This window comes from Anaerolineales bacterium (assembly GCA_019637755.1).
In the GTDB taxonomy this organism is placed as follows: Bacteria; Chloroflexota; Anaerolineae; order Anaerolineales; family UBA11579; genus JAMCZK01.
The window spans coordinates 1,307,121-1,331,963 of sequence record JAHBVC010000001.1; the positions used below are offsets into that span (position 1 = coordinate 1,307,121).

Below are 24,843 nucleotides of genomic sequence, written 5' to 3' on the forward strand. Positions count from 1 at the left end.
ACGTGCCGCACGCTCGGCTTGTTAGCCCACAGTACCTGCCAATAAAATACTAGATTACATGCGGAAGACGCCAAACCCGGCGCCCTGGCGCGGCGCCTTGAGCACCACCGAGAGCGCCAACCCCAGTACGGTGCGCGTCTCGGCCGGGTCCAGCACGCCATCATCCCACAAGCGCGCCGTGGAGTAATACGGGTGGCCCTCATGCTCATACTTGTCCAAGATCGGCTGCTTGAGCGCTGCCGCCTCGGCCTCATTCAAGGCGGGCTTGCCCTCGCGGGTCAACTGGTCTTGCTTAATGGTGAGCATGACGTTGGCAGCCTGCTCACCGCCCATTACGCTGATGCGCGCGTTGGGCCACATCCACAAGAAGCGCGCATCATAGGCACGGCCGGCCATGCCGTAATTTCCGGCCCCAAACGACCCGCCGATGATGACCGTGAGCTTAGGCACCGTGGTCGTCGCCACGGCGTGCACCAACTTGGCGCCATCCTTGGCAATGCCGCCAGCTTCGTATTCGCGACCCACCATGAAGCCAGTGATGTTCTGCAAAAACAGCAAGGGGATGCCGCGCTGCTCACACAACTCAATAAAGTGAGCCCCTTTCAGCGCGCTCTCACTGAATAGCACCCCATTGTTACCGAGGATGCCCACCGGGTAGCCGTGGATGCGGGCAAAGCCACACACCAGCGTTTCGCCGTAGCGCGCCTTGAACTCGCGGAAGCGGCTGCCATCGACCAGGCGGGCGATCACCTCGCGCACGTCATAACTCTCACGGAAGGTAATCGGCAGCACGCCGTACAGCTCCTCTGGCGAATAGAGCGGCTCCTCCGGCGGGCTGGCGGGCACTTGCAGCGTGCGCCGGTCAGGCAGGCTCTCGACGATCTCGCGCAAGATAGCAATGGCGTGTTGATCGTCTTCCGCAAAGTGGTCAGCCACGCCGCTGAGCCGTGTGTGCACGTCCGCTCCGCCCAGATCTTCGGCACTCACATCTTCTCCGGTGGCAGCCTTCACCAGCGGCGGGCCGCCGAGAAAGATCGTGCCGGTACCTTTGACGATGATCGTCTCGTCGCTCATTGCCGGCACATAGGCGCCACCCGCGGTGCACGAGCCCATTACCGCGGCGATCTGGGGGATGCCCATGGCGCTCATTTGCGCCTGGTTGTAGAAGATGCGCCCAAAGTGCTGCTCGCCAGGGAACACTTGGTCTTGCATGGGCAAGAAGGCACCGCCCGAATCCACCAGGTAGAGGCAGGGCAGATGGTTTTGCATGGCGATCTGTTGGGCGCGCAAATGCTTGCTGACGGTGAGCGGGTAGTACGAGCCGCCTTTGACGGTGGCGTCATTGGCCACGATCATCACTTCGCGGCCCGCAACGCGGCCGATGCCGGCCACGATCCCGGCGCCGGGCGCCTCACCGGCATAGATGCCATCGGCCGCCAGGGCTGAGAGTTCCAAAAATGGGGAGCCAACATCCAGCAGCTGTTCAATGCGCTGGCGCACGAACAGCTTGCCGCGCTGCTCATGGCGGCTACGCGCCTCAGCGCCGCCGCCGGCCTGCACCGCCGCCACCTTATCGCGCAGCTCGGCGGCCAGGGCGCGGTGATGCGCGGCGTTGGCTTTGAATTCTGTGGAATTGGGATCGATGCGGCTGGCGAGAGAGTCCATATATAGGATTATAGACTTTGCCGCGACGCCGTGCGAGCGGCCTTAGCGAAAATAGGCGACAGTGACGCCTTCGCCGCCTTCGTGCGGGTTGGCAAAATCGTAATGCTCGATGTAGTCACGTTTGCGCAACATGTCGCGCGCCATTTCGCGCAGCGTGCCCGTGCCCTTGCCGTGGATCACACGCGCCGAGCGCAAGCCTGAAGCGTAGGCAGCATCTAGGTAGGCATCCAGCTTGTTGTAAGCGTCTTCAAAACGCATACCGCGCAGTGAAACCTCACCTGGCACCGCCGCGGGCAATTGCAGCGTGCCCTGCCATTCACTGGGCTTATCCTCGCTTTTCTCGTCGAGTAGCTCCAGATCCGTAAGGCGTGCCCGCGCCCGCAGCGCGCCGACTTGCAACTCAGCCTCTTCTGCGCTCAGACCGATCACGATGCCGCGTGCCCCCAGGCTGCGCACGCGCACCGCATCGCCCAGGCGCAAGGGGCGCCCGGGGGCGGATTCGGGCACCACTTGGCGCCGCACCGGTTCGGCGACCTGCTCTTCGAGGGCTTCGGCCGCTTGCCTCAGCGCCTGCACTTTTTCCAGCGGTTGGCGCTCACGCGCCAGGTCCGCCCGCAGCCGGCCGGCCTGCGATTTGATGGTGTGTAATTCGTCTTTGGCTTGTTGGCGCGCCTGCTCCAACACCTGCACGCGCTCATCTTCTATTTGCTCCAAACGCTCGGCCAATTCGGCGCGCAGGCGCTCGGCGGCACGCTCGGCCTCGGCGGCGCGCGCGTGGGCTTGCTCGGCGCGCTGGCGCTCACGGTGAATATCATCCAGCAAGTCTTCAGCCTTCAGATCCGCGGGGTCAATGCCGCTGCGCGCCTGGGCCAGAATATCCTCCGCCAGGCCAAGCCGCTTGGCGATGGCCAGCGCATTGGAGCGCCCCGGCAAACCCACAGTGAGGCGGTAGGTAGGCGCCAGCGTCTTTAGATCAAATTCCACGCTGGCATTCACCACGCCGCGGGTGCCCTGGGCATAGGCTTTGAGTTCGGAGTAGTGCGTGGCCACCAGAGTGGTGATGCCGCGCCGCACCAGCCAATCCAACAGCGCCCGCGCCAGCGCAGCCCCCTCTTGCGGGTCCGTGCCGGCCCCGAGTTCATCGAAGATCACCAGGGAACGCGCGTCGGCCTGGCCGAGAATGCGCACAATGTTGGTGATATGGCCGGAAAACGTGGATAGTGACTGCTCAATCGATTGCTCATCACCAATATCTGCATATACCGACTCAAAAAATGAGAGTTGGCTGCCCGCTGCGGCGGGAATGTGCAAGCCACTCTGTCCCATCAGTGCCAGTAGGCCCACCGTTTTGAGCGTGACCGTTTTGCCACCGGTATTGGGCCCGGTAATCACCAGGCAATAGTTCTCTGGAAATAACTCAATATCCGAAGAGACGACTTTTTCGGGGTCCAGCAATGGGTGGCGCGCGTCAAATAGGCGCAGGGTAACGCCGGGGTGCGGGCCGGGCGCATGCGGCTGCAGCGGCACCAGCTCCGGGGCATGGGCACGCAACTGCTCGGCATACTTGGCGCAGGCAAAAACCAGGTCCAGCGCCGCCAGGCCATCCAACGCGCTGGCGATGGTTTCGGCGTGGGTTTGTACCAGGGCGGTGAGCGCCAGCAGGATGCGGCGCTCCTCTTCGCGCTCAGCCAGTTGCAGTTCGCGCCAGGTGTTGTTGAGCTCCACCACTCCCAGCGGCTCAATGAACAAGGTGGCGCCACTGGCGGATTGATCGTGCACCACGCCTTTAACGCGGCTGCGCTCTTCAGCGCGGATCGGCAGCACATAGCGCCCCTCGCGCTGGGTGAAGATCGGCTCTTGCAATGCCTTGGTATACGGTTCGCTACTCAGCATCTTCTGCATACGGCTGAGCAGGCGTTCATGGGCCACCGCCAACTGGCTGCGGATCTCGCCCAGCGCATCCGAAGCACTATCCAGAATCTGGCCGCGCTCGGAGATGGCCTGGCTGATCGCATCCACCAGCCCCTGCGGTTGCGGCATCTGCGCGGCCAGTTCAGCCAACAGTGGGTAGCTGGCCTCGGCATCTTGCAATTGGCGCGCCAAAGTGCGCGCCGCCACCAAGGTGCCTTTGATATCCAGCAACTCGGCGGCAGTCAGTGCCATGCCGCGCCGGGCGTTGCCCAGCGCCGGGCGCACATCGCGGGCACCGCCCACGCCCAGCTTGGGCTGCGTTTCCAGCAGGGCGCGCGCCTCCGCGGTCTCGGCCAGGCGGCGACGCGCCGCGGCAATATCCGCCGCCGGGCGCAGCGCCAGGGCACGCTCGTGCGATACGCTAAATCCGCAGTGCTCGGCCAGGCGCGCCAAGACCTTGGGAAACTCCAGCGTTTGTAGGGCTTTTTCGTCCATCCTGCGCAGTGTATCACGCAGGCTATGTACGTTTTTGCACGAAGTCGGCAGGCGGGTTGAGTTGCCCGCCATTCTATATTCCAGTATTATCGGGGTTGAGGGTGCGCCGTTAGTTGACGCTTCCTATCCTCTCGGCCTAACGGCGCGTGAAGGGCCAGACAAAATGGACGTTATCAAGGTTTCAGGTGCTTCGCGCACCGCAGCAGTAGCAGGCGCTATTGCTGGGGTGTTCAGAGAACACAGGCGGGCTGAAGTACAAGCCATTGGAGCTGGCGCAGTCAACCAGGCGTTAAAAGCGATGGTGTTGGCTCGGGGCTATCTACTCGCCGATGGCTATAGCATTTTTTGCACACCGGAGTTTGCCGACGTGGAGATTGATGGCAAGGTGCGCACGGCGATCAAGCTGGTTGTAGAGTGCCATCCGGTGACCGTCTCAGAAAACGAAAACGCCGCTGAATAGCGGCGTTTTTATTTTCTCTCTTTTACGTTTATTCGTGCATCGTGTAACTTGCGAAAGTTTCCACTTCTTCAGGCAGGAAGACAACCTCTTCTTTGCCCATCAACTTCTCACTCATTTTAAGTTTGACCAGTTCCACCAGGCCATCATGGGTAACGAAGTTCATGTTGTCCGTGGGCACAGTCAGCACCGGGCATAAGGTGAAGTTGGTCACCCAATCTTCGTACAAGCCATTCAGTTGCTCCAGATACTCAGTGCTGATCTTGGCTTCAAAATCACGGCCACGTTGGGCAATGCGGCGCTGCAATGTGGGCACTGAAGCCCGCAGGTAGATCACCAGGTCAGGCGGGCGCAGCAGATCGCACAGCAAGCGGTACAGATCGCGGTACGAGGCGTAATCGCGCTCATCCATCTGGCCTGAGAGGTACAAGTTCTTGGCGAAGATCTCGGCGTCTTCGTAGACCGAACGGTCCTGGATCACGGAGTTGGGATCGGCCAGCAGGCCAAGGTGCATGCTGAGGCGGTGACGCAAAAAGAATACTTGGGATTGGAAGGCCCAGCTACGCATATCGGTATAGAAATCTTCAAGATACGGATTCTCTGCTACCGGTTCGTAGTACGGGTTCCATTGCAAATGTGTGGCGAGCTTCCCCACCAAGGTCGATTTTCCGACGCCAATGTTTCCAGCCACCGCCACAAAATGCTTCATTCGTTCTTGCTCTCCTCTTCGAAAAATGCCACAGTGCGCCCCGCTTCGGAGTCCATTATAAGCTCCAGTACCTGGCCAGGCGCACTATCCTCAACGTGTAACAACCTTAAAGTGTTCTGCAATCCTTCCAATTCGGGCGCCCAATCCAGCAGATGGTTGCGGCCTTCATAAAAGAAGCTGCGATTGAAGATCGCGTCGGCGTCATCCAGGTGCACCGCCAGCGGATAGATGCGCGATTCGATCAAATCCTGGAAAAAATGGGTGCCATACGAGGGTTCGGGCGCCGGCCCCAACCCCGCCCCGGAGAGTTCTACCAGGGCCCGCGTGTTGTAAATGTCCGCATAGCTGACGCTGACCCCCAGATCAGGCGTGCTGGTGCCCCAGCGGCCCGGGCCCACACAGATGAACTCCTCCCCTTCCAACAGCTTATTGATCTTGCTGATCGCACGGGTCAGCTCGCCGCGTGCCTGGCTGTTGGGCAGGCCGTAATAGCCTTCGGGCGTCACAAACAGGGCGTAGCGAATGCCGCTGGCGCGCCCGTGCAAGGCGGCCTTGCTGGTGGAGAAGACAATGCGCTGCTTATCCATCAGCTCGGGCAGGCGCACTGCCACCTCATTCAGGTGGCTTTGTGGGCGGCACTGCAAGATAAATAACTCAATTTCCGGCTTTGCGTCGCGCGTGTGCACGCGCAGGGTGAATTCCATATCCACTGGCGAGCTGTATTTCTTTTCGAGATGCGCCAGAATGCGCCGCATGCGCTCGGCAAAGGGCGTATTGCGCACCACCCCATCAAAGGTCAGCACCAATTGGCTCTCCGGCGCCAGGCTGGAGCGGATCGGGCTCAGATCGCCGTCCTTGTATTGCGAAGCCGCCAGGCGCAGGTGCGGGTAGCGCCCATCCAGCACCTCGCCGACCGGCAGGGTCTTGAAGGCATTGTCTTGCAGGTCGATCACGTCAATAAAATGCTGCGAATAGACGTTGATATCGCGCGGATCGCGCTGGGCGCGCAGTTCCGGGTGGCTCAGCGCCACCAAGCGCGGGTAATCATTGCCGACCTGGTCAACCGCCCGCGTGCCCATGCCGGCCACCAGGCGCACAAAGCCGGCATGGCGTTTGATCTGCGGCGACCAGCGGAACATGTTACGGCTGAAGGCCACCCCGGCGAAGTGCGGAAAGTAATAGTGGCCATAGGCTTCGCCCTGCACCACCTGGATCAGTACGGCCAGGCGCTCGTCGTAATCCTCCAGGCCATGCGAACGGCGGTAGAGCAGCGCATCGGGGTTGAGCGCGCTGGCGTACACCGCGGCGATCGCCTGGGTCAGGGCGCGCAGGTTCTCGGCATGGCTGGCCTGGTTGGGGCAGAAGAAGCTGGCGTACTTGCCAGCAAAGGAGGAGCCAAAGTTGTCTTCCAGCAGGCTGCTGGAGCGCACGATGATGGGTTGCTTGCCGATCTTCTCCAACATGATCGAAAGCTCGGTCAAGATATCTTCAGGAAAGCTGCCCGCAGCGTATTCCTGTTGGATCTGCTCAAATTCATTGTGAATTTGGTCTTCGTCTTTGTATTTTTGATCGGCCCAGTGCATCATGCCGTTGTTGGACATGAAGGCATACATCACGTCGGCCCCCAGAAAGTACGAATCAGGAATATCCACCGAGGCGACGATGTCTTCCTCAGCCACTGCCTGCAAGATGCGCAAGGCCAGCAGCATGCCGGCGGCCTTGCCGCCCACTTTGCCCTTGCCGATCTTGTAGCGGCGGATCTCCAGCAGATCATCCAGGGTGAACCAATCTTTGGCGATGTTGATGTAGGCCAATTGGTCGGAGATCATCGATTTGAGCAGCACCACTTTGATCTCACGCTCGCGCGCCTCATGGCGGCGGCGCTGTTCGGGCGCCATGCGTGAGATCGCCTGGGCCTGCTCAAACAACGCCTCTTGCGAGGCCAGTTCCGGGTTGAAGGTGCGCAGCAGGTCTTCGCTCTCGGCACCGCGCTCGGCCAGCACGTCTTTCACCAGGCGCTCAAAGATGTCAAAGGGCAGATTGTTGGCAAAACTCAGATCGGTCAGCTGGTCGCGCACCACATCCAGGCGCAGCTTCCATTCCTCGGGCGCCTCATCGCTGAGCGCATCCACCACGCCTTCGCGTTGCTGTGAATCGATGGCCTGGTGGCGCACCATCTCCTCAAACGCCGCCGAGGTGAGGATGCCGCGTTCGAAGAGCTCATTGCGCATCTTGGTGCGGATGCGCCGGCGCAGGGTGGGATACTGCGCCAGGGTGAGATAGATGCGATAGGCGGGATCGATCGAGTTGAGCGGCAGCGTCATAATTCAAAAAGCCGCACTCGCTTGCGCGGCGCGGCATCCTTTTTGAAGCATGTAAAGAGCGTGAAACTTATTTGCCCAGATGCATGGGCATGATGACATGCAGAAAATCATCATTGCCCATCGGGCGCAACACCCCCGGGGCGGCCGCGGCGGTGGTTTCCAGCGCCACGTTGGGGGCCTTCATGGCTTCCAGCGCTTCGCGCAGGTAACGCACGTTGAAGGCGATCAAGACCGAATTGCCTTCCACTGTGGCGTCCACCTTGCTGTCGTTGGAGCCGGTTTCCTCGGCAGTCGCCGAGATGTCCACCACCCCCGGCGAATTGCCCTCGCCCGGCTTGATGTCTAACCGTGTGATGTGCGAGCTTTCGCGGGCGAAGATCTCCGCCTGGCGCGCCGCCTTCAAAAAGGCATCCGTGGCAACCACGGTGCGCGTCTTGAAGCTGGTCGGCACGATCTGTTGGATCTCAGGGAAGGCGCCTTCCACCAGTTGGCAGCGCAGCTCGGCATTCTTCATGCTGAAGATCACCTGGCCGCGGCCCGGGGGCATCACCATGCTGATGTTGTCTTTGTCATCGGTGGCAATGCGCGCCACTTCACTCAGCGCGCGTGCCGGAATGATGGCACGCATCGCCTGGTCTGCCTTGCTGCCCAGCTTGGCCTTACGAATCGAAAGGCGGAAGCCATCGGCGGCCACCAGGCTGAGGTCATTGCCTTCAACGGTAGTGAGCACGCCGGTGAGCACGGGGCGGGCGTCATCCTTCGAGGCGGCAAACACCACCTGTTGGATCATTTCTTTGAAATCACCGGCGGGCAATTCAATGCCGCTGGCTTTGTCGGGTTCGGGCATCGGCGGGAATTCTTGCGCATCGATGCCTTTGATCTCTGCTTTGGCGCGGCCGGCCTTGATGTGCAGGGTCTGCGTACGCACCGCCAGGTCCAGCTCGATCGTCTCACCAGGGAAGGTGGACACCAGGTCGATCAGGGTGCGCGCCGGCACCGTGGTGGCGCCTTCCTCACTGATCTTGGCGTTGATCCAGCAGGTAATGCCCATCTCGCGGTCCGTCGCCGACAGTTTTAGGCGCCCGTTCTCGGCAGAAATGAGCACATTCGCCAAAACAGGGTAGGTGCTGCGCGAGGAAACGGCGCGCGAGACGATGTTGAGGCCCTGGGCCAGATTCTCTTGAGGAACGGAGACTTTCATGGGCACAAACTCCCGATAGAGCAAAAAATGCAGGGGTTACCCGCTGAATGGAGTATACACGACAGTGCGCCCCAACGGCTGGATTCGCCCAAAATGGCCCGTTTGGGGGACGAAAAAGCGGGCCGTACGGCCCGCTTTTTATCTGTGTTACCCGGTGGGCCTACAGCCAGCCGCGCAGCTGCATGGCCTCGACTACCGAGCTGATCGCTACCATGTAGGCGGCATCGCGCATGCGCACCTTCTCATTGAGTGACATCTTGAGCACTTTGCCGAAGGCTTCGGTCATCTTCATATCCAGACGCTGGATGACTTCTTCCTGCGACCAGTAGTAGTTCATGTCGTTCTGCACGCCCTCAAAGTACGAGACGGTAACGCCACCACTGTTGCACAAGAAATCCGGGATCACGAAGATCTCGCGCTTCTGCAACTCATCATCGCCTTCCAAAGTGGTGGGGCCATTGGCGCCCTCAGCTACGATCTTGACCGCATCACTGATGTGCTTGGCGCTCTCGCCGTTGATCTGGCCTTCTAGTGCCGCGGGGATGAGCACGTCTACATCTTGCGAGATCCAGTCGCCCCCATCGCTGATGGTGTAGCCAGCTTCCTGCGCTTTGGCTTTGTTGATCGAGCCATACTCGTCAGTGATGTTCTGCAGGAACTGGATATCCAGCCCCTTCTTGCTGATCACACTCAGCGAGGCCTTCTCTTCGCGATCCCAATACGAAACACACACCACTTTGCCACCCAACACTTCGGAGAAGCCGCGCCCAGCAAATTGGGCCACGTTGCCAAAACCCTGAATCGCCGCGCTGGTCTTGCTCGGATCGATCTTGAGGTGCTTCATCGCTTCGCGCACGTTATAGATCACACCATAGCCGGTGGCTTCCTTGCGGCCCTTGGAGCCGCCGCCGCCTACCGGTTTGCCGGTGATGACACCGGGGGTGTATTGGCCGGCCAGCTTGGAGTACTCATCCATCATCCAGCCCATCATTTGCGGGGTGGTGCCCACATCCGGGGCGGGCACGTCGACGCGCGGGCCGAGGTTGTGATGGATCTGCCCGACCCAGCCGCGGCACAGGTTCTCTTTCTCGCGTACGGAGAGCGAAGATGAGTCAACCGCCACACCTCCCTTGGCACCCCCCAGAGGAATATCCGCTACGGCACATTTCCAGGTCATCCACATCGCCAGGGCGCGCACCGTATCCATCGTTTCGGACTGATGGAAGCGAATGCCGCCCTTCGTGGGGCCGCGCGAGTCGTTGTGCTGAACGCGATAGCCAAAGAACACCTTCTGGCTGCCATCGTCCATACGCACCGGAATTTGGAACTTGAACTCGCGGCGCGGCCAACGCAACTGCTCAGCCACATCGGCATCCAGATGCAGCATGCTGGCCACGTTATCAAACTGAGCCTGGGCGATGCTAAATGCGTTTGTTGTTTCGGACATTACTCTCCTGACAATAGGGTGGGTGCTTACGGCACAGAAAGGCCGGTTAAACAACTATGCGGACACCTCGGGCTGGCTGTCCGCATGTACTACTGACTACTGCTGGTTTCAGACCGTTCAGGCGCTTATTCACGTCCAGATTGACCCTGATTCTCAACAGGCCTATACCGTATCAGAGAGTTGCTTACCCGTCAAGCAAAGGCGGCGCGTACAAACGCAGCGGCTAGCGGCGCACGTCGTGTGCCAGGCGCACGGTCACCTGCTCGCCGCGCTGGATCACGCCAGCCTTCTCGACCCAGGCCACCAGGCCGCGTTTGCCGAGGGCATGCTTGGGAAACAGCGTGCGCAGCTCCTCGCGGCCGGGCGTTTGCGCTGCCAGGCTGCCACCGGCGATCACACAGGGCATATTCTCGCCCTCGATCACCAGGCCGGCCCCGCCTTCAAAGTACACGCGGCTGCCGCCCGGCAACTGGGTCAGCTCCGGCACCCCGGCCAACATCAGGTTGGCGCCGATCCAGGTGGGTTCGATGACTGGCAGCGCCAACCGCTGGGCTACTTCAGCCAACTCTTCGGCGGAGACGATGGAAAGCTGGCGCACGTTGCGCACCTGGGTGCCCTTGGGATAGGGCGCCTGGGCGCGATTGGCCTTCATCGTCGGCCCAAAATGCTTGTCGCCTACCGCGCCATCCAGTTGCAGCTCCAGACGCTCAACCGCAGTGCCGGGAAGCTCGCCGGCGGTAACCGCCAGCGCGGCCACCCAGCCCACAAGGTCGGCCATTAGCTTGCCTCCGCGTTCAGTTGAGCTTGGAGCTCGCTACGTACAGCGGCGGGGTTGGCTTTGCCGCCCGCTTTTTGCATCACCTGCCCAAATAAGAAGTTGAACAGGGGAGCATTGCCGGCCAGGTAGGCGGCGGCCTGCTCAGGGTGCTGCGCCAGCACTTCGCTCACCCAACTGCGCAATTGGCCAGGGTCGGAGATCTGTTGCAAGCCGCGGGCGGCAACGATCGTCGCCGGGGCGCCCCCTTCGGCAAACAGCACGTCCAGCACCTCGCGTGCGCCGGCGGCATTCACCGCGCCCCCGGCGATCAGGTCACACAGCGCGGCCAACTGGGCCGCGTCGAAACGCAATTCATTGATATCGAGATGGCTTTCGTTGATCAGGCCAAACAAGGGGCCAGTAAGCCAGTTGGCCACCAGTTTGGCATCGGCCGTTTGGGCGGCGGCCACGGCAGCTTCGTAAAAATCGGCCACGGCACGCTCGGCCACCAGCACATCGGCGTCATACGCCTTCAAGCCATACGCGCTCACAAAGCGCTGGCGGCGTGCATGCGGCAGCTCAGGCAAGGCTTGGCGCACCTGCTCTACCCAGGCCGCTTCCAGCACCAGCGGCGGCAGATCCGGCTCAGGAAAGTAGCGGTAATCTTCGGCAAATTCTTTGGAGCGTTGGGGCACGGTGGTGCCGCGATCATCATCCCAACCCATCGTCTGCTGTTGCACATGGCCGCCCGCTTCGACCAACTGCTCCTGGCGCGCCAGCTCATAGGCCGTGGCGCGCTCTAGTGAGCGGAAGCTATTGAGGTTTTTGATCTCGGCTCGTGTGCCAAACTCTGTGCTGCCCAAGGGGCGAATGGAGATATTGGGCTCAATGCGCATCAAGCCTTTCTCCAGATTACCTGAATTCACGCCCACATAACGCAAGATGCTGCGCAGGGCATAGGCGCAATTGCGCACAGCCTCTACGGAATGCAGCTCGGGCTCAGTGACAATTTCCAGCAGAGGTACACCGCTGCGATTTAGATCCACCAACGAATACCGCTGGCCCTCTTTGTGGATATGGGTCAGTTTGCCGGTGTCTTCTTCCATATGCACGCGGCGAATCGCCACACGCTGCGGGCCATCGGCGGTTTCGATATCCAGCCAGCCGTTTTGGGCCAATGGCTGCTCGTATTGTGAGATCTGAAAACCCTTGGGCAGATCAGGGTAGAAGTAGCTCTTGCGCGCAAAGATACTGGTGAGGTTGATGCTGCAATTCAAAGCCAGTGCTACGCGCAGCGCATACTCCACTGCCGCCTGGTTGATCACCGGTAGCATGCCGGGCATGCCAGCGCAGACCGGGCACACGGCGATGTTGGGCTCGCCCACGGTGGAATCCACCACCGGGCAACTGCAAAACATCTTGCTGCGCGTTTCCAGCACTGCATGCACTTCAAGGCCGATCACGGGTTGGTAGCGAAGCGTCATCCCGCCTGCTCCATCGCGCCACGCACACTGGAATCGTCGCCCACATTCACCTGGCCGCGCACACCGCATACCCGGCTGCGCTCACCGATCAGCGAGTGTTTGAGCTGGCTATCCTCCACGGTGACCTCGCGCTCCAGCACGGCATCCTCAATCGTGCTATTGCGCACCGCGGACCCCGCGCCCACCGAGACATACGGCCCGAGGGTGCTATTTTCCACCGTAGCGCTGGGGTGTACATACACCGGGGGGCGCAGCGTAACGCCATTGAGCGCAGAGAGTTCGCCGCTGTTGTCGCGGCCCTTCTCCAGCAATTTTTGATTGGTTTCCAGCACGGTATCTGGTAGGCCCGCGTCCAGCCATTCGCCTACCACTTCGGTGCGCATGCGCAGCCCCTTCTTTAGCATGATGTCAATCGCATCGGCCAGGAAGTATTCGTTCTTGGTCAGCACTCCCTTTTCCATCTGTTCATCGATGGCCGCCATCAAATCTTCGCCGCGCTTGAAGTAGTAAATGCCCACCACGGCCAGATTGTTGGCCATATCATCCGGCTTCTCGATCAAACCGCTCACCAGGCCATCGGCGCCTAGCGCTGCCACCCCAAAACGGCGCGGGTCAGGCACGGGTTTCACCCAGGCCACCGCGTCCACCGCTTCCTGATCCAGGCCGGAGAAATCCGTCTCCACTACTGTATCGACAAAGATCACCAGCGTTGGCCCGTGCATGAATTCGCGCGCCTGGGCCAGCGCATGGGATTGGCCTTTCATTTCCTTTTGTTGCACAAAGTGCGCCTTCACTTTGGGGTGCTCAGCCTGCATGTAGGCTTGCACCTGTTCGCCCAGCCAGCCAACAATGAAGACCATCTCCGCCTGCTCGGCGCCGGGGGCCGTTTGCAACAGCTTGAGCACATGGCCCAGGATCGTATCGCCGGCGGCACTGAGCAGCGGCTTAGGGCGGCTCCAGGTGTGCGGACGTAAGCGGGTGCCAAAACCAGCCATGGGCACAATGATCTTCAATGGTTCACTCATGACATCTCCCGTTTTACGCACACTAGCAAGCCCTTGCCCACGGGTAAGACCGTGGCGCGCACGCGGGCGTCATCCAGCGCGTGCTGCAGAAACGCGTCCATTTCCTGGGCGTGGCTGATGGCGTTATCGGCCACCAGCAGGCCGCCTGCAGCCAGCCGCGGCACGATGGCTTCATACAACTCAGGATACATTTCTTTTTCGCAGTCAATAAAGGCAAAGCCGATCTCGTTATAGCTAGCGAGATGGCCGCGGGCATCGCCGCGCACCAATTGCACCTTGTTGCCGATCTGGGCCTTTTCAAAGGTTTCGGCGGCCAGCTCGGCTTTATCCGGCAGCAATTCAAAGGTCACCAGTTGCACGCCGGGGCGCTGGATCGCTTGGCTGATCCACAAGGCAGAATAACCGGCACTGGTGCCGACTTCCAGGAGTGGCCCCTCAGGGGCACTGCTCGCCAGCAGCGCCAGCAACATACCCGTTTCGGGTGGGATCTGGCGCAGGCGCTTATGTTTGGCCGTGCCATCCTGGCGGTCTTGCTGGTCGCGCTGCTCCAGGTAGGCCATGCGCTCTTGCACCGGCTTGGGCAACTGCATCAGCACATCGCGCAGGCTCATAATGCCGGCCCCCGTTGGTGCCAATCGGTGACGCTTTGGTAGGCGGCGGCCACCGCCAGCAAACGTTCATCGGCAAAGTGGGGCGCCAGCAACTGCAAGCCGATCGGTAGCCCTTGCGCATCAAAGCCGGCGCACAGGCTCAGCCCGGGCACCCCGGCCAGGTTGGCCGGCAGGGTAAATACATCTTCCAGGTACATTTCGAGGGGATCACTACCGTGCGCCCCGATGCGAAATGCCGTGCTGGGAGTGGCTGGCGCGGCGATCAAGTCCACTTTTGTGAACACATTGTCAAAATCCTGGCGGATGAGGGCGCGCACCTTTTGCGCCTGGCCGTAGTAGGCATCGTAATACCCAGCGGAGAGGGCATAGGCGCCAATCATGATACGGCGCTTGACCTCTGGGCCAAAGCCTTCGCCGCGGGTGTGGGTGAACATATCCATTAAATCTGCCTGAGGGGCGCGCAGGCCGTAGCGCACGCCGTCAAAGCGCGCCAGGTTGGCGGAGGCCTCCGCCGGGGCGATGATGTAATACACCGGCAGCGCGTATTCCGTGTGCGGCAGGCTTACTGGCAGCACCTCAGCGCCTAGCGCTTCAAGCTGGGCAATGGCGACGCGTACACTGGTTTCCACTTCGGCCGAGAGCCCCTCAATAAAGTATTCCTGCGGCACGCCGATCTTGAGCCCCGCCAGTGAATTGCCGGCGGGTGCGGCCAAGTTGGGGATCTCTTCCACGGTGGTGGCATCGCGAGGGTCATAGCCGCCCATTACATCCAAAATGAGGTGCGCATCGCCGGCCTCGCGCGCTAGCACGCCCACCGTATCCAGCGAGGAGCCAAACGCCACCAAACCGTAGCGCGAGACGCGGCCATAGGTGGTCTTGAGCCCGGTGAGGCCACAAAACGCCGCGGGTTGGCGCACACTGCCGCCGGTATCAGTGCCGAGCGCCACCGGCGCCAGGCGGGCGGCCACGGCGGCGGCGCTGCCACCGCTGCTGCCGCCGGGGACGCGGCTTTCATCCCAGGGATTTAGCGTCACGCCATAGGCCGAGTTCTCGGTGGAGGAGCCCATGGCAAATTCATCGGTATTGGTTTTGCCCAGAATTACCACTCCCGCATCCAGCAGGCGTTGTACGCTGGTGGCGGTGTAACTCGGCACAAACTGTTCGAGTATGCGCGAGCCACAAGTCGCCGGCATGCCCGCCACGGCGAGCACATCTTTCACGGCAATCGGCAGGCCGAGCAACGGCGGCGTTGTGGCGCCCGTGCGGCGCGCCGCAGTGTACTGGCGATCAGCGTCCGCCGCGGCCTGCAAGGCGCTCTCGGCGGCTACATACAGGTAGGCGTTCAAGCGCGCATTGTGATTGGCGATGCGCTCCAGGTAGGCGCGGGTCAACTCTTCGCTGGAGAAGTCTCCGGCGCGCAGGCCGGCCAACGCGGCGGTGGCGTTCAGTTCGTGCAGCGCACTCACGCGTCACCGTCCAAAACCGGCGGCACTTTAAACTGCTGCTCAGCCGCCTCGGGGGCGTTGGCCAGCAGGTCGGTGCGCGGCATGGCCGCCGCCGGCTCGTCTGGCCGCAGGCGGCTTTGCGGCACGACAATACTGGCCATCGCCGGCACATCCGTGGTGTCGAGTTCCTGCAATTTGCTCACATGATCGAGGATGTCAGAGAGCTGCTGGCGATAGCGCTCCTGCTCTTCGTCACTTAAATGCAAGCGCGCTAATTGCGCAATGTGGTCTACATCTTGTTTAGATAACGGCATAACAGGCCAATTATAGAGGGGAAACGGTGCACAGCCAAATCAGCGGGTTACCAATCCCGCGCGTACCAGCGCAAATACTGCTCTACATGGCGGCTCCAGTACGCTTCACTGTGATCGCCGCTGAACAGATACCACTCATGTGCAATGCTGCGCTCACTGAGCAATGCCTCGAACCACACGGCGGAATCCATGATGGCGCGCTGATCGTTCTCGCCAATATCCAGCCACAGCCGTGGCCAACTGGCCGGGTCGCGTGCGTCCAGCCAACTGCGCACTTGCGGTGCATCTTCCTGGAACACGGGCGGGCTGTGGCCGCCCACCGCGGCGAACAGATCCGGCTGGGTGAGCCCAAAGTGCAGCGCCCACGAGGCGCCCCGCGACAGCCCGCCGATGGCGCGGCTGGCACGCGTGGCCTGGGTGCGATAGTGGGCTTCCACCCAGGGCATCAGCTCCTGCAAGAATGCCTCGCCAAAGGGATCGTGGGCGGGCTGGTTGGACGAGCGGTCATACGGCATCACGATCAGGAAGGGCGGCAGCTCGCCGGAGGCGATCAGCGCACTGGCGGCCTCATCGGCGCCCAAGCGATCCCATTGGTCATCGTTGTAGGTTTGCCCATGCACCAGATACAGCACCGGGTAGCGCTGTGCGCTCTGGGCATAACAGGGCGGGGTGTATACGCGAAAACGCAGCCCGTAATCCAGGTGGGCGGAGGGCAGCGCATACATTTCAATCTGCCCGCCAGCATCCAGGCACTCAGCTTTCTCCAACTCGGCGGAGAGCACGCTGGGCGCGGTGCCGCCTTTCTCGAGCAGCGCGGCCGCGCTGGGCGTGGGAACGGAGCTAAGCGTCGGCGCCGCTGCCGCCGCCGTGGGCGTTGCCGGCGACGCAGGGCTGGCGGGCAGCGGCATGCAGGCGGCCAGCCCGACGCACAAGGCGAGCGCTAATAGCTTGATCGCGCGGCGTTTATGCCACCGCCTAAAAAGATAGCTGGGTCTGTTTGTGTCCATGTATAGATAACCAAAACGGGAGCTGATGCCAGCTCCCGTTAGCTTACATCGTCTGCGCTTTTCTAGCCGCGGGCGAAGCGTTCTTCTTTCCATACGTTGGCGCGGTTGTGATAGCCGGCCTGTTCCCAGAAGCCTTGCTGGTCTTCGGCTAGAAATTCCAGGCCGCGCAACCACTTGGCACCTTTCCATAGGTAGGGCGTCTCTAAATCTTCGCGGCCGCGCAGATACCCAACGATGCCACGCAACGGCAGGCCGTGATCAGGATCGAGCGACTGCCCGTTAAAGGTATCTGCCAGCAGGAAGTTATCGGCCAGGGCTACTTCTATAGGGATGTTGACGGTGAAGCCATACTCGGCGTGCTGCAGCAGGTGTTTGGCGCTCGGCTTGAGCTTGATCAGGCCCGCCGCTACCAGATCCTTCAGGGCCACACCTTCCCACTCCGTATCGAACTTGCTCCAGCGCGTAACGCAGTGCAGATCCATCACCACTTTGCGGCGCGGCAGCTTGCGGAACTCATCCCAGCTCCAGCGCTGCTCGGTCTCCACCTCGCCCCACACGCGCAGATCCCAGGTTTGCGGGTCGAAGCGCGGCACCGGGCCGTAATGCAAGACCGGGAACTTCTGCGTCAGCGATTGGCCCGGGGGCAGGCGGCCTTCGCTACGCACGCGGGCTTCTTCTTCTCGGCGATCTTTGGAGAGGTCGAACATCGTTTTAGTATAGGGCTTTTCTCTGCCGCAGAAAATGAGTGCGGCTTAAATCTCCAGCGTATCGCCGGGCTGCATCAGGAAGGCCTGTGCATCCGTCTCGGCGTTGACGCGGGCCACCCAGGCGGGCTCGTCTTGCTTGATCACTTCCCAGGTGGAGGAGTGGTACGGTATGACGCGCCTGGGGCGCAAGAGCTTGACCGCTTTGAGCGCATCGTCTGGCCCCATGGTGAAGTTATCGCCGATGGGCAGGGCGGCGAAATCCACGCCTTCGTCGCCAATCAGCGCCATATCGCCAAACAGGCCCGTATCGCAGGCCAGGTACACCTTCTTGCCCTCCGGGGTGCTGAGCAGGAAGCCGCTGGCCGTGCCACCGGGGAAGCCATCCGGAAAGCCGGAGCCGTGGGCGGCATGGGTGAGCTTCAGGTAGCCAAACGGATGATGATAGCCGCCGCCAATGTGCTGGCCGTGCGTTTTGTAGCCCTTGGCGGCATAGTAGCGCGCAATCTCATCATTGGCAATGATCATCGCCCCGGTGCGCTGCACGATCGGCTCCACATCCCCGGAGTGGTCCCAGTGGCCGTGGCTTACTAACACGTAATCGGCGGGCACGTCCTCCATTGCGATGCTAGCCTGGGCGTTTTGGCGAAAGAAGGGATCGACAACAATATGCAGACCATTGATCTCAAAGCCACAGGTGGCGTGGCCATACCAGGTAAATGTGGTCATACTGCTCCTTGGAGTTAAGCGGGGTCTCTTGCTATAAACCCAAAACCCTCCCTTAGTTATTCATGGATTTTTACTTACGTATTAATAATAGAGGCGGTGGATATGTGGATAAGAGCGCCGTTGTCAACAAGTGCCCATAGATGCGCTGCAGATAGGCTGGGAAGGCCCTGTATGTGCCTAAAAATCAGCGAATAAATATCCTCTACGTACGTGGGGATAGATTCTGGGTAAATAGCGCTGAGTGGGGATGCTGTGATTCCTGGCCGGGTTGTGCATACTTATCCCCAGCGCCTTGCGCAAACCGTGCGGATAGATTCAGGCGAAGCTAGCCGGGCAACGCACAAGATACTATCCACAAACCCCCAGAGTTATCCACAGAAATAGGCGGAGTTGTCCACAAAAGTGGCAGCTACACGTACGCAGGATGCCGGTAAAAGAATACGCCCGTGAGGGCGCATGCTTTTATGAGTGCCGAAGGTGGGAATCGAACCCACACTCCCAAGGGAACGCGATTTTGAGTCGCGCGCGTCTGCCAGTTCCGCCACTTCGGCTTATGCTGAGCGCCAAAGTATAATCCACCATCCACCGCGCGGCAACCACGCTTGGGCCTCTGGGTTCATCTGTGTTTATCTGCGGCTAAATCAGGTTCATAAGGACAGTACAGCATGAAGTTAGGCATCATTGGCCTGCCGCAGGCCGGCAAGACCACTATTTTTAACGCCCTCACCCACAGCAATCGCCCGCTCGCCATGAGCGCCGGGCGCATTGAAGTCACCACCGCGGTGGTAGACGTGCCCGATGAGCGCCTACTCAAGCTGGCGGCGCTGTTCAGCTCCAAGAAGATCGTGCACGCCCAGATATCCTTTGCGGATGTGGCCGGCATGGGCTCCAGCGAGGCGGGCCAGGGACTCAGCGGCCAACTGCTGAACGCGCTGAGCGGCATGGATGGCTTGCTCATTGTGCTACGTGCCTTTGAGGATGATAGCGTGGCGCACCCGGCGCTCACCGTGGACGCGGCGCGTGACCTGCGCTCGATCGAAGACGAGCTGCTGCTGAATGACCTGATCATCGTGGAGCGCAAGCTGCAGAAGCTCAAGGAAGAGCGCAGCAAAGGCGGCCGCGATATTGCTGCCCTGGACCGCCAGATCGCGCATTTCGAGAAATTGCACGCCGCCCTATCAGATAACAAGCCGCTGCGCGTCGCCGGCCTGACGGAAGACGAACAGACCGCTAGCGCCGGCATCGGCCTGCTGACCCTGAAGCCGATCCTGGCCGTGGTCAACCTGGGCGAAGGCCAGGATCAGCCCGCCTTCGATACCCTGCTGCCGGTGCTCGCCCTGCAAGGGAAGCTGGAGATGGAGCTGGCGCAGCTGCCCGCCGATGAGCAGTCCATGTTCCTGCAAGAATATGGCTTGCAAGAGCCCGGCTCGCTGCGCATCATCCGTGCCGCCTATGATTTGATGGACACGCAGACCTTCTACACCGTCGGCGAGCCCGAAGCACACGCCTGGATGCTGCGCAAGCACGCCAGCGCCCTGGATGCTGCCGGCGCCATCCACTCCGATATTGCCCGCGGCTTCATCCGCGCTGAGATCGTGGCCGGCGATGAGCTCCTCGAGCTCGGCGGTATGGCGCAAGCGCGTGACAAGGGCCGCCTGCGCCTGGAGGGCAAGGAGTACAAGATGGCCGACGGCGACATCATCAATGTTAGGTTTAATGTGTGACCGAGAAAATACTTACTCTAACTATCGACTGACAATTTATATTCATCATCGTCTAGTTCAGCTAGCCTTGATGCCATTGGTGCAATTCTATTCTCTAACAGAGACCGCTCAGGAGTTTCAGGCTCTAAGAAATTCTTAGGAACCTGCTGCGCCCCAACAGTTGAAATTAGAGTTTGTCGAAGGCTGTTGGCAAGCTCCTGATTCTCGTGCTGGTTTAGCTTTTCAGAAACCGATAGCGCCTTCTCTATCAACTCTACCTTTGCCTGTTTAGCGGCAGTCTCCACGAGTTCTGTTTCAGCAATTCTCTTCCTTCGCGTTAGGAGCAAATATCCAAAATTATCAATTAGGAGCTTGATGGTTTCTGCTACACCAAGATCGACCTTTATAGGAGCTTCGCCAGGAGAATGAAACTCGATCGATTCTAGGTAGGGCTTGGCAAGAATTACCTCCTGCCCCGTTCTTTTGGCTACCGTATAAATTAGATTTTCTACTGCGATGATTAACTGATTAGTTCGATTTAGAACATCGGTAAATTTCTGCCAATCTAGTTGACCTTCGCCTGTTCTAACTACAGCAACTCTACCAAGAGGCCTCGGCTTGGTAATTGCGACAACTTCTGCGTTTTTGTATTTATGGATGTAATTGTCAGCTCGCACCCCAAAACGAGTCAGAGGCCCTTGTTGTTTGCTCCAGGCAAGGTGACCTGGTACATCAGCATGATTTTTGAGCCGAACAAATAGAGGGGTCAGCGGTTTCCTGTCAAAGACAGAGCTACTTACTATTCCAAAGCCTATGCTGGACACGTCCGTTGTCGCAGCTCTATGCCAAATAACGGTATCAAACGAATACTCTAAAGTTTCCCCGCCTTCCTCTCGGTGAAACCGTCTTCGCTCTGCGGTTAATCTATCGCCGCCCAAAGAAAGATATACGTCAAGATGATTAATAGGCACATAGTACCTAAAACCATGAATGTAAAGTCTGCGGTAATGGTCAAAGGTTCTTAGTGCAATCTCCCTTCGGCCCGATTTTGCAAGAAAGTTGTTAATTTCGCGGAAAGAGATATGTCCACCTTTTCTAAGGTAGAGCAAGTAACCTTCTAAAGCATCTTCCGTTTTAGCAGCCAATTATCCTCCCCAGAGATATAAGATTATAAGCCCATGACATTCTATGGGGCCTTACCTTTATCTGGCCTCGACTCTTCGCGCGGGTCGCAGAGGAGCCCTGTAAGAATGCACTGCCCACATGAACGTTTGCGGAAGGGGCTTGGGGAAACCAACTTTGGTTTCCCCAACGGGGTCGCAGGGGCAGCGCCCCTGCAAAAGACTCACGATTGCAAGCACCCTGTGTATTTCTGCATAGCAGACCATTCTGCCGGCCCCTCTCGCCAGCACAAATTCGCCCCCTTCTCCATAATAGGCGCTGGAGATCCACGCGCCCATGCCTCGCGATGCAACGTTGCCCCTCAACACCATCCTCCACGGCGATTGTCTGGATGAGCTTGCTAAGCTCCCCGCCAACTCAGTAGACCTCGTCTTCGCTGACCCGCCCTACAACCTGCAGCTCGGCGGTGAGCTGCGCCGCCCCAACAACAGCAAGGTGCGCGGTGTGCAGGAGGCCTGGGACCGCTTCGATGACTTCGCCGCCTACGATGAGTTCACGCGTGCCTGGCTGGCCGCCTGCCGCCGCGTGCTGAAGCCAACCGGCACCCTGTGGGTCATCGGCAGCTATCACAACATCCACCGCGTCGGCAACGTACTGCAAGACCTGGGCTACTGGCTGCTCAACTCCATCGTGTGGGTCAAAGCCAACCCCACGCCCAACTTCCGCGGCACGCGCTTCACCAACGCCCACGAGACGCTGCTGTGGGCGCAGAAGGAGCACGGCGCGCCCTACACCTTCAACTATCACGCCATGAAATCGCTCAACGAGGAGAAGCAGATGCGCAGCGATTGGCTGCTGCCCATCGCCTCCGGCGGTGAGCGCCTGCGTGCCGATGGAGAGTCGGCCCACCCGACCCAGAAGCCAGAATCGCTGCTCTATCGCGTGCTGCTCTCCAGCTCGAATCCAGGTGACGTCGTGCTCGACCCCTTTTTCGGCTCCGGCACCACCGGCGCCGTGGCCAAGCGCCTGCACCGTAACTGGATCGGTATTGAGCGCGATGCCAACTACGTCCGCATCGCCCGCCGCCGCATCGGCCAGATTGAGCCGGTGGCCTACGAGAATGAGCTATTCGAATCCTACGAGCCGCGCCGTGAACCGCGTGTGCCCTTTGGCAACCTGCTCGAGGCTGGCCTGCTGGAAGCTGGCCAGCGCCTCTACCTGGGCGAGAAGGGCCGCGAGAGCGCCCGCATCCTCGCCGACGGCTCACTCAAGTTCAACGGCCGCCGCGGCTCCATCCACCAGCTCGCCAAAGACGCGCTGGATGGCCCGGCCAACGGCTGGCAGCACTGGTACTACAATGACCCGCATAGCGGCCAGCGCCGCCCGATCGACGACCTGCGCCAGCGCCTGCGTCAGGCGACAAAAGTGAAGTAATGATGGAGAGAGATTGCGAAGCAATCTCCCGCGCCGCTTGCGGCGCAACATTCCGAGCGGGTATTAGAATCAGCACCAGACCGCCAAGCCCTGACCAGCGAGGAATCCTTCACCCGATGTATTCCGAACAACGCGAGCCGTCGGCCTAGCCGTGTTTGTCTTTTATCTGTGCCCAGCTGTGTTTATCTGTGGTAATTTTCCTGCTAAGAAAGGTACACCCTTATGACTGAATACACCCTTAGCCGTTGGTCCCTGGCTGACCTCTTCCCCGGTGCAGACAGCGCCGAGATGAAGGCGGCCATCAAGAAGCTGGAGAGCAACGTGGCCGCGTTTGAAAAACAGCGCGAGAAGCTCACCGATGCGATCAGCGTTGATGACTTCAAAGCCATCATCACGCAGATGGAGCAAAACACCCGCCTGGCGGTGCGCATCGATCAGTTCGCCGGCCTGTGGTTCAGCGAGGACACGCAGAATCAAGAGGCGCAAGCCTTCCAGGCACGCGTAGACCAGCTGATGGCGGAGTTGAGCAACAAAACGCTCTTCTTCAGCATCTGGTGGAAGGCGCTGGATGAGCCTATCGCCGCCAAACTGCAAGCCAGCGCCGGGGCCGAGTTTGAGTACTGGTTACGCCAGATCCGTAACTTCAAGCCGTACACGCTCACCGAAGCCGAAGAGAAGATCATCAACCTCAAAGACGTCACCGGGGCCAAGGCAATGCAGGCGCTGTACTCCGCCATCACCGATCGCTACGTCTTCAAAGTAGAGGTAGACGGCGAGAGCAAAGAGTTCACGCGTGGCGAGCTGATGAAGCTGGTCTACAGCCCCAACCCCGACCATCGCCGCGATGCCTACCAGGAGCTCTACCGCGTCTATGCCAACGATGCGCCCATCCTCGGCCAGATGTACCAAACGGTCACGCGTGACTGGAAGTCTGAGAATCTCGATCTGCGCAAATTCAATAGCGCCATCTCGGTGCGCAACCTCAGCAACGACATCTCCGATGAGGTCGTCGATACCCTGCTGGGCGTATCTGAAGAGAATACGCGTATCTTCCAGCGCTTCTTCAAAATGAAAGCCAAGCTGCTCGGCATGGAGAAGCTGCGCCGCTACGATATCTATGCCCCGGTGGCCGCTTCCACCAAGGAATTCTCCTACAACAAAGCCGTAGAGCTCACCCTGGAATCCTTCGGCAACTTTGACCCGCGGTTGGCTGAGATTTCGCGCCGTATCTTTGACGCAGGCCACGTGGATAGCGAAGTGCGCAAGGGCAAGCGCGGCGGGGCCTTCTGCTCCTCAGCTGACCCGGCCAACCTGCCCTGGGTGCTGATCAACTACACCGGCGCCGCCCGCGATGTCTCCACCCTGGCGCACGAGTTCGGCCACGCCGTGCACGCCGTGCTGGCAGAGAAGCACAACGTGTTCAACTTCCATTCCTCGTTGCCGCTGGCCGAAACCGCCTCCACCTTCGGCGAGATGCTGCTCATCGAACGCCTGCTGGAGGAGGAGACTGACCCGGCCGTGCGCCGAGACATCCTCTTCGGCCAGGTGGATGACGCCTACGCCACGATCATGCGCCAGGTGGGTTTTGCGCTCTTCGAGCGCCAGGCCCACGCCATGGTCAGCCAGGGCGCCAGTGTGGATGATCTCTCGGCCGCCTACATGGCCAATTTGAACAACCAGTTTGGCGATGCGCTGGAGATCGCCGACGAGTTCAAGTACGAGTGGGTTTCCATCCCGCACATCTTCTATTATCCCTTCTACGTGTATGCCTATTCCTTCGGCCAACTGCTGGTGTTCTCGCTGTACCAGCAATACAAGGCCGAGGGGGATGCGTTCAAGCCGCGCTACATCCAATTGCTGTCTGCGGGCGGCTCGGACTCGCCGGAGAACATCCTCAAGAACGCCGGCGTAGACATCAAAGACCCAGCCTTCTGGCAGGGTGGCTACGATGTCGTTTCCAATATGGTCGATCAGCTCGAGAAACTGGCCTAATCACAAGACTAAGCATTCAAAAAAAAGGCCGGTGCATTGCACCGGCCTTTTTTTATGCAGAGCAGAAGAGTGTAGGGGGCGCAGCATGCTGCGCTCTTATAGTGCCAAGCCGTCATTCCGAGCGTAGCGAGGAATCCTTTAGGGCATAGCATGCTAAGCCTGTTTGTAATGCCCTAAAGGATTCCTCCTCGCGGCTACGCCGCTCGTTCGGAATGACAGCCTACATGGAGTAGTCTAAAGCCTGTTTGCGCCTGCACTTGTGATTGCTTCGTTGTTCAGTGGCTGCGCCGCTTTACGGCCTCGCAAT

General features: G+C 60.0%; 20 protein-coding genes and 1 tRNA gene. 4 read left to right on the top strand and 17 right to left on the bottom strand.

Annotated elements, in window-relative coordinates; translation table 11 throughout:
• Positions 1–54: 54 nt before the first annotated feature.
• Positions 55–1,665, bottom strand: coding sequence for a hypothetical protein (locus KF821_06325; GenBank protein ID MBX3005429.1), 1,611 nt, complete (start codon positions 1,663–1,665; stop codon positions 55–57).
• 42 nt (positions 1,666–1,707) lie between these two features.
• Positions 1,708–4,071, bottom strand: coding sequence for an endonuclease MutS2 (locus KF821_06330; protein ID MBX3005430.1), 2,364 nt, complete (start codon positions 4,069–4,071; stop codon positions 1,708–1,710).
• A 163-nt stretch (positions 4,072–4,234) separates the two neighbouring features.
• Between KF821_06330 and KF821_06335 the strand changes: the two genes are divergently transcribed.
• Positions 4,235–4,531: a stage V sporulation protein S gene (locus tag KF821_06335; protein ID MBX3005431.1), complete on the top strand. Its 297-nt coding sequence runs from the start codon at positions 4,235–4,237 to the stop codon at positions 4,529–4,531.
• Positions 4,532–4,559: 28 nt separating this feature from the next.
• On the opposite strand, the gene KF821_06340 is transcribed toward KF821_06335, so the two are convergent.
• From KF821_06340 to KF821_06405, 14 genes are all read right to left on the bottom strand, one after another.
• On the bottom strand, positions 4,560–5,237 hold the full coding sequence (locus KF821_06340; protein ID MBX3005432.1) for a deoxynucleoside kinase: 678 nt from the start codon (positions 5,235–5,237) through the stop codon (positions 4,560–4,562).
• Positions 5,234–7,561, bottom strand: a complete 2,328-nt coding sequence (locus KF821_06345; protein ID MBX3005433.1) for a PEP/pyruvate-binding domain-containing protein — start codon at positions 7,559–7,561, stop codon at positions 5,234–5,236. Before KF821_06345 ends, KF821_06340 begins: the two co-directional genes overlap by 4 nt.
• A 67-nt stretch (positions 7,562–7,628) precedes the next feature.
• Positions 7,629–8,762 (bottom strand): DNA polymerase III subunit beta, encoded by a 1,134-nt coding sequence (dnaN, locus tag KF821_06350; GenBank protein MBX3005434.1) that lies wholly within the window; start codon positions 8,760–8,762, stop codon positions 7,629–7,631.
• A 160-nt stretch (positions 8,763–8,922) separates the two neighbouring features.
• Positions 8,923–10,209 carry a Glu/Leu/Phe/Val dehydrogenase gene (locus tag KF821_06355; GenBank protein MBX3005435.1) on the bottom strand — a complete coding sequence of 429 codons (1,287 nt, stop codon included), beginning with the start codon at positions 10,207–10,209 and terminating at the stop codon, positions 8,923–8,925.
• A 223-nt stretch (positions 10,210–10,432) separates the two neighbouring features.
• Entirely contained in the window at positions 10,433–10,987 is a 555-nt protein-coding gene (locus KF821_06360; protein ID MBX3005436.1) for an MOSC domain-containing protein, read from the bottom strand.
• Entirely contained in the window at positions 10,987–12,450 is a 1,464-nt protein-coding gene (gatB, locus tag KF821_06365) for an Asp-tRNA(Asn)/Glu-tRNA(Gln) amidotransferase subunit GatB (protein ID MBX3005437.1), read from the bottom strand. Before gatB ends, KF821_06360 begins: the two co-directional genes overlap by 1 nt.
• Positions 12,447–13,475 carry a hypothetical protein gene (locus tag KF821_06370; protein ID MBX3005438.1) on the bottom strand — a complete coding sequence of 343 codons (1,029 nt, stop codon included), beginning with the start codon at positions 13,473–13,475 and terminating at the stop codon, positions 12,447–12,449. The genes gatB and KF821_06370 overlap by 4 nt, the downstream gene beginning before the upstream one ends.
• A complete protein-coding gene (locus KF821_06375) occupies positions 13,472–14,086 on the bottom strand; it encodes an O-methyltransferase (GenBank protein MBX3005439.1) in 615 nt (204 codons plus the stop codon). The genes KF821_06370 and KF821_06375 overlap by 4 nt, the downstream gene beginning before the upstream one ends.
• Entirely contained in the window at positions 14,083–15,552 is a 1,470-nt protein-coding gene (gene gatA, locus KF821_06380) for an Asp-tRNA(Asn)/Glu-tRNA(Gln) amidotransferase subunit GatA (protein ID MBX3005440.1), read from the bottom strand. Before gatA ends, KF821_06375 begins: the two co-directional genes overlap by 4 nt.
• Complete coding sequence (gene gatC / locus KF821_06385; GenBank protein ID MBX3005441.1) at positions 15,549–15,845, bottom strand: Asp-tRNA(Asn)/Glu-tRNA(Gln) amidotransferase subunit GatC; 297 nt, start codon at positions 15,843–15,845, stop codon at positions 15,549–15,551. The genes gatA and gatC overlap by 4 nt, the downstream gene beginning before the upstream one ends.
• Positions 15,846–15,892: 47 nt before the next feature.
• Positions 15,893–16,852: a hypothetical protein gene (locus KF821_06390; GenBank protein MBX3005442.1), complete on the bottom strand. Its 960-nt coding sequence runs from the start codon at positions 16,850–16,852 to the stop codon at positions 15,893–15,895.
• A 62-nt stretch (positions 16,853–16,914) separates the two neighbouring features.
• Positions 16,915–17,559 carry a molybdopterin-dependent oxidoreductase gene (locus KF821_06395; GenBank protein MBX3005443.1) on the bottom strand — a complete coding sequence of 215 codons (645 nt, stop codon included), beginning with the start codon at positions 17,557–17,559 and terminating at the stop codon, positions 16,915–16,917.
• A 45-nt stretch (positions 17,560–17,604) separates the two neighbouring features.
• Positions 17,605–18,285: a metal-dependent hydrolase gene (locus KF821_06400; GenBank protein ID MBX3005444.1), complete on the bottom strand. Its 681-nt coding sequence runs from the start codon at positions 18,283–18,285 to the stop codon at positions 17,605–17,607.
• 469 nt (positions 18,286–18,754) lie between these two features.
• Positions 18,755–18,836, bottom strand: a tRNA-Leu gene (locus KF821_06405).
• 114 nt (positions 18,837–18,950) lie between these two features.
• On the opposite strand from KF821_06405, the gene KF821_06410 reads away from it, so the two are divergent.
• The gene (locus KF821_06410) at positions 18,951–20,009 is read left to right on the top strand and encodes a YchF family ATPase (GenBank protein ID MBX3005445.1); all 1,059 of its coding nucleotides are present in this window, start codon (positions 18,951–18,953) and stop codon (positions 20,007–20,009) included.
• A gap of 17 nt (positions 20,010–20,026) precedes the next feature.
• On the opposite strand, the gene KF821_06415 is transcribed toward KF821_06410, so the two are convergent.
• Positions 20,027–21,133, bottom strand: a complete 1,107-nt coding sequence (locus KF821_06415; protein ID MBX3005446.1) for a hypothetical protein — start codon at positions 21,131–21,133, stop codon at positions 20,027–20,029.
• 313 nt (positions 21,134–21,446) lie between these two features.
• Between KF821_06415 and KF821_06420 the strand changes: the two genes are divergently transcribed.
• Positions 21,447–22,544 carry a site-specific DNA-methyltransferase gene (locus KF821_06420; protein ID MBX3005447.1) on the top strand — a complete coding sequence of 366 codons (1,098 nt, stop codon included), beginning with the start codon at positions 21,447–21,449 and terminating at the stop codon, positions 22,542–22,544.
• Positions 22,545–22,766: 222 nt separating this feature from the next.
• On the top strand, positions 22,767–24,536 hold the full coding sequence (locus tag KF821_06425; protein MBX3005448.1) for a M3 family oligoendopeptidase: 1,770 nt from the start codon (positions 22,767–22,769) through the stop codon (positions 24,534–24,536).
• Positions 24,537–24,843: the final 307 nt, after the last annotated feature.